Annotated in this window: 6 protein-coding genes; 4 read left to right on the top strand and 2 right to left on the bottom strand. The window is 45.0% G+C overall.

The window, feature by feature from the left end:
- Positions 1-214 (top strand): hypothetical protein (locus H524_RS0108440; protein WP_027939900.1); only part of this gene is annotated, 214 nt, incomplete at its 5' end.
- A gap of 209 nt (positions 215-423) precedes the next feature.
- Here H524_RS0108440 and H524_RS16595 read toward each other — a convergent pair.
- Both H524_RS16595 and purL read right to left on the bottom strand, forming a co-directional pair.
- Positions 424-2,442 (bottom strand): sensor histidine kinase, encoded by a 2,019-nt coding sequence (locus H524_RS16595; RefSeq protein ID WP_052339007.1) that lies wholly within the window; start codon positions 2,440-2,442, stop codon positions 424-426.
- Positions 2,443-3,358: 916 nt separating this feature from the next.
- Entirely contained in the window at positions 3,359-7,258 is a 3,900-nt protein-coding gene (gene purL / locus H524_RS0108430; RefSeq protein WP_027939899.1) for a phosphoribosylformylglycinamidine synthase, read from the bottom strand.
- 724 nt (positions 7,259-7,982) lie between these two features.
- Here purL and H524_RS17310 point away from each other — a divergent pair.
- From H524_RS17310 to H524_RS0108415, 3 genes are all read left to right on the top strand, one after another.
- Positions 7,983-8,120 carry a hypothetical protein gene (locus H524_RS17310; protein ID WP_156907587.1) on the top strand — a complete coding sequence of 46 codons (138 nt, stop codon included), beginning with the start codon at positions 7,983-7,985 and terminating at the stop codon, positions 8,118-8,120.
- 497 nt (positions 8,121-8,617) lie between these two features.
- The gene (gene fliS / locus H524_RS15030) at positions 8,618-9,103 is read left to right on the top strand and encodes a flagellar export chaperone FliS (protein WP_052339006.1); all 486 of its coding nucleotides are present in this window, start codon (positions 8,618-8,620) and stop codon (positions 9,101-9,103) included.
- 264 nt (positions 9,104-9,367) lie between these two features.
- Positions 9,368-9,712, top strand: coding sequence for a flagellar protein FliT (locus H524_RS0108415; protein WP_027939898.1), 345 nt, complete (start codon positions 9,368-9,370; stop codon positions 9,710-9,712).
- Positions 9,713-10,019 lie beyond the last annotated feature (307 nt).

The following is a 10,019-nucleotide window of genomic DNA, read 5'->3' as shown; positions in this document are numbered from 1 at the left end:
ATCGCAAATTGATAGTCGGACCCAACGCCTTGAAGGCAAGAGGTATGGCGATCGTTTTATCGGCGTGGACGGGGTTGTGCTACAGGCTGACGAAAATGCTGCTCAGAACATTCTAGACAGATTCTACGATACCGAAATTTCAAGGTACACCAAGAAGCAAGAGGTAAAGAGAATTCTGCTAGAACGTCTCTCCGGTGCTACTGGGCATCAATAGGCTCTAGTTGGGACATAGGTAGTGAGGATACTAACCACCTATGCCGTCAACAGAGTGCGGATAAGTCCAATAAGGATGTTTAACTTTGAACAACTTTTTTGGAACAGCTAGGCATACTTAAGTTCATCTAACCTTAAGAGCACATGAGCTTACATACCTGTAGATTTAGACAATAGATCACCAGATGTAACAAAGACTTGGCTAAAAGGCTAGATCTCGTCTTCACTGCGACGCTTTTGAGATCTAACAGCTGCGGCAAATACTGCGTTAGCTGCGCCTACTGCTGAGCCCTTAGCAGACTTTGGATCTTTGACCGTAGATGTGCCATCGACATTGAGGTTTGACTCAAGCGCATTAGATTTATGCTGCTCGCTTGCATCGAGTAACTTATGCGACTTATCAACCTTAACCTCAACTTGGTTAAAGCCTGATACATCAGTATGCACTACCTGTGAGAAGGTATTGTGCTCAGAAGTACTTGCATTCTCACTAGCTCTTAGAGATTGCTGCTTACGTGCATAAGCTGCAAAGGCCTCTGAGGTGGCACTATTAGCTGCATGGGCTTGCTGTGAACTAATACCTGCAGCTGTCTTTGGTAAAGATTGAGAAGATGCAGCATTACCCATAAATGACATGCCTGAAGATACATCATGGCCATATCCAACATCTTGATTGGCTATGCTTGCAAAAGATGAGCCGTGTCTTAAGGCATTGGACAAATCACTTGCCTCAGATGCAAAATCCTCAGCGTTATCATAAGAGCTAAAGCCACTGCTTGATGCAAATGAATTAACTCCCACATCAATAGAGCCAGTACCAATAGCTGTCTCACTAATACGATTATTACCGTGGGCACTCTCAGTTAAGATTGAACGTGCTGCCTTGGTATCGTTAGAGCCCATTGCACTTGCATTACTTTGATTTTCAGCGGCACTCTTATGTGCCCCTTTCGATGTCGCACGTAACAGTTCAGTTGCAGAGGCAGCAGCCGATGCCGATTGTGTAGAAGTAGCTGCTGCTGATGGCGCAACTGACGATGTAGCCATTGGCGCGGATACAGCTGAGGCTGCTGATGCTTGGGCACTTGATGTAGCTTGGCCACTTAATGTACCAGCACCTAAAGCTGCAGATGCAGCGCCATCATGAGCTAAAGTATTATTGGAGCTAGCTTGACTATGAGTGTGCGTAGTAGCGTTGGTTACTGCAGCAATTTGCTGAGCTGAGTCTTCTTCTGTTGCCTTGTGCAGAGGAATAGAGATCTCAAAGACTGTCGCAAAAGTATTATCCCAAGAATCAAGGCGCAAAATACCCTGATGCACTTTAGTCACTGCAGTGACAACAGCCAGACCTAAACCAGTGCCAGATGGCTTAGAGGTATAGAAAGGCTCGAAGATCTTCTCTTTGAGTTCTTCTGGAATTCTTGGACCGTCATTGGCCACAGCAAAAACAGCGCGATCGCCATCCTTACTTAAATTTAAAATGATGTTATGACCACCAGCCTCAACTGCATTAGCAATCAGATTGCTAATCGCGCCAGTTAAAGCGGTGGCGTTACACATGATCTCCAGACCCTCATCTTCAATCTGAACATCTAAACGCGCCTCACCCTTAGTAAGTACAGCTGTGACATTATTAGCTGCTTGATCAGCCACACTAGTAGCATCAGTAAGCTTAGCAGTTTGCTCATTAGAACGAGCAAACATCAAAATGTCGCTTACTTGAGCTTCTAAAGCCTCAAGACGGCTCATGAGTTTTTCTTGGAAACGCTTACGAGCAGACTCTTGTAGATTGGCATTTCCTAAGTTAGCTGCATACAAAATAGCTGCTGATAGTGGAGTACGAATCTGATGGGCAAGCGATGCTGCCATACGTCCAAGCGATGACAAACGCTCCATATGAGAGAGCTTGTCTTGCAATAGGCGGGTTTCGGTAAGATCGGTAACTTGAATTAAGTGGCCTGAGTGCAGCGGTACAGTTACTACCTGACAACGTCGTCCATCACGAGTGGAGATCTCATGACCATCATCATTACGTGGACGGAATACAGTGGAGATCACCTCAACCCATTTGCGTCCCTCAAGATAGGACTCATTGAGTAAAGACAGTGCTGCAGGATTGGCTTTTCTAATGATTCCACCCTCATCGATGACCATGATTGCTGAAGGAGTCTTTTGCAAAACTTCACTCATCAGCTCAACGTCGCTTTGAGAATTAGGAATCGTACTCATTAACCAACACCACTTAGCAAGGGTAAAAAAATCGAGCAGCCTCATGCTTGCAACATATCGGCCGCAGCTACACAATTATGCCACTACCTAGGCAACATCACCATGTTCTTTGTAGCGTTTAAGCAAAAAAATACCCTATCCCCTCACTCAAAAAGCAGCAAGAACCACTCTTACCATCGATCATTAATACCTAACATAGATAAAAAGTTAAGATCGCGATCTTAAGATCTTTCTTCACGATCGCCAACAAAACCTACCACAACCTCCAACCAAAAGATTGAAGATCAGAATCAGCGATCTTTTCGTAAAGATCACGGCATTGCATTTTAGACAGTTAGACATTGTGATCTGCGATCTTTTTAGTAAAGATCACTGCATTGCCGTTACTAAAATGTGACGATCGCGATCTGCGACCATTTTAGTAAAGATCACGACCTTGCAGTTACTAAAAGGTAGCGTTCGCGATCTACGATCTTTTCAGTAAAGATCACAGCATTGCCGTTACTAAAAAGTAACGATCACGAACTACGATCTTTTTAGTAAAGATCACAACATTGCCGTTACTAAAAGGTGACGATCGCGATCTGAGATCTTTTTTTAGTAAAGATCACGGCATTACCGTTACTCAAAGTTGGAGATCACGATCTGCGATCTTTTTTAGTAAAGATCACGGCATTGTCTTTAGTCACAGTTGACGATCGCGATCTGCGATCTTTTTAGAACACGGGCAATGGGATCAGTGCTTTGTAGATGAAATGGCATGTATGAATGAGGAGGGTAGTGTGGGGTTGATAAGCTTGGGATTAAGATGAGTGTGGTGGAATTAAAAAGGCCCTCGCAGCGTGAGCTTGGAGAGCCTTTTAGATAAGGCGAATTATAAGATCGCCTTACCTTGATTGAGCTTAATGTGTAGCTATTAGCCGATGTAACGACGTGCGTTGCGGAACAGACGCATCCATGGGCTAAAGTCACCCATGTTATCTGGATGGTAAGAGTTAGCAACGGTACGTACTACACGCTCTGGGTGCGGCATCATAATAGTGAAGCGACCGTCAGCGGTAGTTACAGAGGTAATACCGTTTGGTGAGCCGTTAGGATTTAATGGGTAACGCTGTGCGATCTTACCGTAGTGGTCGATGTAACGCAGTGCTACTAAATTAGCATCCTCTAAAGCCTTTACGTGTGACTCATCCTTGAACTCAGCACGACCCTCACCGTGTGAAACCACGATTGGCATGCAAGAGCCTTCCATACCTTGATAGAAGATAGATGGGCTCTTTTGTACCTCAACCTGAACAAAGCGAGCCTCAAAGCGCTCAGACTTGTTGGTTACGAAGCGAGGCCATAAAGAAGCACCTGGAATGATGTCACGTAAGGTAGACATCATCTGACAGCCATTACATACGCCTAAAGCAAAGGTGTTGTTACGATCGAAGAACTGAGCAAACTCAGTCTTTGCACGCTCGTTGAATAAGATGGACTTAGCCCAACCCTCACCTGCGCCTAATACGTCACCGTAAGAGAAGCCACCGCAAGCTGCAAAGCCCATGAAATCAGAAAGCTTAACTGAGCCATCTAAGATCTGGGACATGTGAACGTCAACTGCGTTAAAGCCAGCACGGTAGAAAGCGTGTGCCATTTCAGCTTGGGAGTTAACGCCCTGCTCACGTAAGATAGCAACCTTTGGAGAAGCGCCCTTGTTGATGAATGGAGCTGCAACGTCTTCTTCGTTATCGAAGGTAAGGTTGAAGAATAAGCCTGGATCCTTCTCGTCAGCCTTGTCTTCAAACTCTTCTTTAGCGCAAACTGGGTTATCACGCAGAGACTGCATGTGATAAGTAGTGGTGCCCCAAATGGTACGGTAGTGAGTGCGGGTGTTGTTAATAACATCCTTACCGTCACGAGTGAAGACGATACGGTCGTCGTCACGTAAGGTACCAATAACGAAGCTGATGTTAGCCAGACCGTGACCAGAGAGAATGTTGAGAACCTTCTCCTTGTCCTCACGCTTAACCTGGATAACAGCACCAAGCTCTTCTGAGAACAGAGCGCTTAAGTTATCTTGGTTGAGCTGATCTAAGGTTACGGATACACCAGTGTGACCAGCAAAAGCCATCTCAGCAACAGCAGTGAATAAACCACCGTCTGAAATGTCGTGGTAAGCCAAGATGAGATCAGACTTGTTTAAGAACTGAATTGCATCGAACAGACCCTTTAAGCGAGATGCATTTTCAAGGTCAGCAGGCTTGTTACCAAGCTGTCTGTAAACCTGAGATAAAGCAGATGCACCTAAGCGGCCCTTACGCTCACCTAAATCAATGTAGATTAAATCGGTGTCGCCCTTATCGGTTCTTAACTGTGGAGTTAAGGTCTTGCGTACATCCTCAGCACGTGCAAAGGAGGTAATGATGAGGGACATAGGAGCGATAACATCGCGCTTAACACCGTCCTCTTCCCATGAGGTCTTCATGGACATAGAGTCCTTGCCTACTGGTACGGTAATGCCAAGCTCAGGGCAAATCTCCATACCTAAGGTCTTAACGGCGTCAAACAGACCTGCATCCTCGCCTGGGTGACCATTTGCAGCCATCCAGTTAGCAGATAACTTAACGCGGTTTAACTCACCGATATAAGCAGCAGCTAAGTTGGTTAAAGCCTCACCAACAGCTAAACGAACTGATGCCTTGTGATCAAGCAGAGCAACTGGAGTACGCTCGCCTACAGCACAAGCCTCACCATTGTATGAATCGTATGAAGCAGCGGTAACAGCTACGTCAGCAACAGGAACCTGCCATGGGCCAACCATCTGATCACGAGCAACTAAGCCAGTAACAGAACGGTCACCAATGGTGATAAGGAAGGTCTTCTCAGCAACTGCTGGCAGAGCTAAGACGCGCTCGGCAGCCTCACATGGGCAAATGCCAGTAGCATCGAACTCTGGGCTGTTGTGCTGAGCATGCTCAACCTTCTTAAACATACGAGGTGGCTTACCTAAGAGGATATCTAAAGGTAAGTCGATTGGGCAGTTATCAAAGTGCTCATCGTGAAGTACTACACGGCGCTCTTCGGTAGCCACACCAATAACAGCAAACTGAGCACGCTCGCGCTTACAGAATGCCTCAAATACAGGGAACTTGTCTGGATCTACAGCTAATACGTAACGCTCTTGAGACTCGTTACACCAGATCTGCAGAGGAGACATGCCTGGCTCGTCGTTTGGAATAGCTCTAAGCTCGAAACGACCGCCTACACCACCGTCGGATACTAACTCAGGCATTGCATTAGATAAGCCGCCTGCACCAACGTCGTGGATGAACATAATTGGATTATCAGCACCTAACTGCCAGCATGAATCGATAACCTCTTGGCAGCGACGCTGCATTTCTGGGTTACCACGCTGTACAGATGCAAAGTCGAGCTCCTCTGAGGACTGACCTGAGTTCATAGAGGAAGCTGCACCACCGCCAAGACCGATATCCATTGCAGGGCCGCCTAAAACGATGAGCTTAGCACCTGGGTTGATGTGATCTTTTTGGATGTGCTCACGACGAATGTTACCCCAACCGCCAGCAAGCATAATTGGCTTGTGGTAGCCACGGATTTCAGTGCCGTTGAAGCTTGAAACCTGCTCTTCATAAGTACGGAAGTAGCCAGTTAAGTTTGGTCGACCAAACTCGTTGTTAAATGATGCTGCGCCTAATGGACCTTCGATCATGATGTCCAGAGCAGAGGCAATACGAGATGGCTTGCCAAAATCATGCTCCCAAGGCTGCAGATAGCCAGGGATCTTAAGATTGGATACAGTAAAGCCGCACAGACCAGCCTTTGGCTTAGAACCTACACCAGTTGCACCCTCGTCACGGATTTCACCGCCTGAGCCAGTTGCTGCACCAGGGAATGGAGAGATCGCAGTTGGGTGATTGTGGGTTTCTACCTTCATTAAGATCGGCATGTCTTCTTGATGGAATGCCCACTCTCGGGAACCATTTTCAGCATAGAAACGACCAGCCTTAGAACCTTCCATAACAGCTGCGTTATCGCGGTAAGCTGATAACACGTAGTCTGGAGTAGCCTCAAAGGTGTTGCGCACCATGCCAAATAAAGACTTATCCTGCTCAACGCCGTCGATTTCCCACTTAGCGTTGAAGACCTTGTGACGGCAGTGCTCGGAGTTCATCTGCGCGAACATGTACAGTTCGATATCAGAAGGATCACGGCCTAAGTTCTTAAATGCATCAACAAGGTAGTCGATCTCATCGGCTGACAGAGCTAAACCTAAATCAACGTTAGCCTTTTCAAGTGCAGCCTTGCCACCACTAGTCAGTGCAACAGTCTTAAATGGAGCAGGGCATTGTGCGGAGAACAGAGCCTTAGCATCGTCAAAGGAGTACAGAACAGTCTGTACCATGCGATCGCAGATCATTGAAGAAATGATCTTCTTTTGCTCTTGAGTAAAGGCGTTACCGTCTTTTGCGCAAATGTAGAAAGCCTCACCGCGCTCAATGCGATGAATGCTATTTAAACCACAGTTGTGAGCAATATCGGTGGCCTTAGTAGCCCAAGGAGAGATGGTACCGATACGTGGTACAACTAAGAAAAGCTCACCCTTATCCTCGTGAGCAGTATCAACTGGGCCGTAGGTAAGGATCTTAGCTAAGACATCCTTTTGAGCATCTGTAAGCGGTTCAGCACAGTCAATCAAATGCATGAAAGCAGTAGAAATGCTGGAAACCTCTACACCAGCTTGAGACAGTGAGAGGATCAGCTTATCGAGCTTGTAATCTGATAAAGCTGAAGAGCCGCGTAAAATATCCATTCTTGTAAATTCCCGCAAATAGGCTACACAAACAAAAGCTGCCTCATTTTAACAGAAATTTGAAGATCATCCCCATAAATCCCACATCCGTCACAGATTTGCACCTTAACCAGCCGTTTAAGACCGTCTAAAAGGCAATGTACACCGTGTTTTTGATAAAAATGAGTTCCGCAAACTAAGCCAATCAAACTTACACTTGTTAATTAGTAAGTTTTTGCTCTTGTTTGGTATTTTTAGCGATAATCTTGCTCAAAAGTGCATCAAACGGGCTTAGGCAACCATAAATTTCATGATGCATAACACAAAAGCTACTCAAATCCTAATCTTGCGCTAACAATGGAGGTCTATAATGCACGTGACCCAAATGATTCAATGTCAGCCATGATTTGGCATTCGGGCTCATCAGATATAAGTATTAGAGAACTATAGATATACGTCTATAGCCGTGTTTTCCGTTAAGCACTACAAGTGCAAAAGCACAGACAAGCTTAGTTAAAGGCACACAAAAGCTTAGTTAAGGGCTAATAGACAAGCTTACATAGGTACTTGCTTAAGCTGCATTTAGACAGGTCTTCCTAAAATGCCGCGCTAAAGCTAAGTAGAAAAGCTCAAGAGCTAAACCTTGCTACTTGCGCTAAGTACGTACCTAGCTAAAGATCGTGTTAGACAATCAAGTTCATGTACTACTCTTGATGTAGCCACTCAAGATAGGAAAGTTTTTATTATGAGACGTTCAGCTCACCTCAAAGGCCACCGTTCATCTATTCGCCGTTCACATCGTCGCCGTTTACAGTTTAAGAATATTCGTCGTGTAGCTCATCACCGCCGTTTATCATTCTTCTTACAAGAGAACATTTTATAATTCTTAAGGTTAGATCTCATGATAGGCTCAGCATTAAAGCAACTACGTTTATGAGCCACTTAAGACGCAGCCTAGGCTGCGTTTTTTGTATCCATAGCACGCAAACACAGGCTAGACAAAGTACACTCTGCGATGGCGTTTGCTCACGCAAACTTTTGCCAGTTCAAATGCTCAAGTATGCCTAGCGGCAAAAGACTTCCGCACCATAAGCAGCCACAATCAGTCTATAAACAGCCTATTTATCAGGTTTTATCTGCTTAATGTCTCTTTTATGTACATGGCATGTTGCGTGCAATATATCTATCTTAGGTCAATAAGTCCGATCTAAACTATACATCGCGGCTATGAGTTAAACATGGCTGTTATGCTTGCAAGGATTTGCCAGAGCAAGTGAGAAAAAAGCATCAGTGCTAGCTTACGAAATGCTATATAATGGTAAGTTATAACTACACAGTTTTTTTGCTTTTTGCCTTTGCTTGTGCAGGAGTAGAGAGAGAATGTTTATTACAAAACCTCAGGATATGATGAAGGAGTACCGCAAGGCCTCAGTTAACGCTGAACTTGCTGTTGCTGATCCTTACACTATTACAAAGGCATTATTCAACGGTGTCTTTGAACGCCTGGGCCAAGCTAAGGGTGCGATTGCACGTGGTGATTTAGAAGAGAAGGCAAAGAAGATTGCCTCAGCTACTGCCATTATTCAGCACCTTAAGGACACTCTTGATCCTACCCACGCTCCTGAAATTGCAAGAAATTTAGCTCTTATCTATGACTTCATGTTAGATAAGCTTGCTGATGCTTCTATTCAGGTTAGCGAGGCTCCAATCGATGATGCACTCAAGGCCTTTATGCCAATTAAGGAGGCATGGGACAAGATCCCTCTTGCTTCTATCAAGGAGGCACAGGCTAAGATGCGTAGCGATCAGGATCACTTCCAGCATAACTACGATCCTGCAAATAAGATCATCGACGGCTCAGTCTAATATTTACTCACTAGCACAAAAGGCTAATGCCCTTTTAAGCTAGATAGACTTCATCTAAAGCCGGCATAAGCCGGCTTTTTGTTGTCAGCTTCAAAGCATGTGGCCATTAGCTCCATGCACATTAATATAAGCTCTGCTAGCCATAAGATGGGCTAGCTTTTAACTAGAATATTTGGCATCCACTAAGCGTGGATTAAAGTAGACCTATGCTTATTTGCATATGGTTTATAACGCGCTTGGCTTTCATATCACAAAGGGGACAGTATGAACCAGGAACTGCTTGATCTTGCAAGAGAAATTGATGATAACGAGGATGCTATTGCTGATGCGCTCGAGGCTGAAGACTTTGATACTGCAGCAGCTTTAACTCAGGATAAGGTTGCTCTGTTCCGTCGTTTAAACGATCTTGCTCAGACCATTGAAGATAAGACCGAGCTTAATGAGTACTTAAAGTCTCTGCTTGAAGTTACAGTAGAACAGCGTGATCTTCTTGACGATGAGTTCAAGCGTGTACGTCAAGAGCTCTACAAGTTCCAAAAGGGCAGCAAGGGCAAGAATCAGTACTCCCAAGTTGATGGCTACGGCAAGCCTAAGTCAATTTTCGAATAAGAATTAACAAGCTAAGACTCTAAGGCTCATAAGCTTTGAAAGCTACAAGCTTATTTAAAGCCCCGCTTCTCTTGTCAGCAGCGGGGCTTTGCTTTTTGGGCAATTTAATTACCCTACCATCCATGATCTGTGCGTTGGAGGAATTGTCAGGCTCGCCACTAACTTATTGACGGTGATTTTGGCTTTAAAGATATCAGAGCAGCGAACTTTAGGTTATCCCTAGTTCTAGTTACAAAATTTTTAGTATCTATAAAGTGCTTATATACGCCGTTTTAATATTGGCAATGAGAGCTACCTTGTCATAATT

This window comes from Anaerobiospirillum succiniciproducens DSM 6400 (genome assembly GCF_000482845.1).
Taxonomy (GTDB): domain Bacteria; phylum Pseudomonadota; class Gammaproteobacteria; order Enterobacterales; family Succinivibrionaceae; genus Anaerobiospirillum; species Anaerobiospirillum succiniciproducens.
Note: the sequence above shows the minus strand (reverse complement) of the source record. Positions and strands in the feature narration are given on the sequence as shown.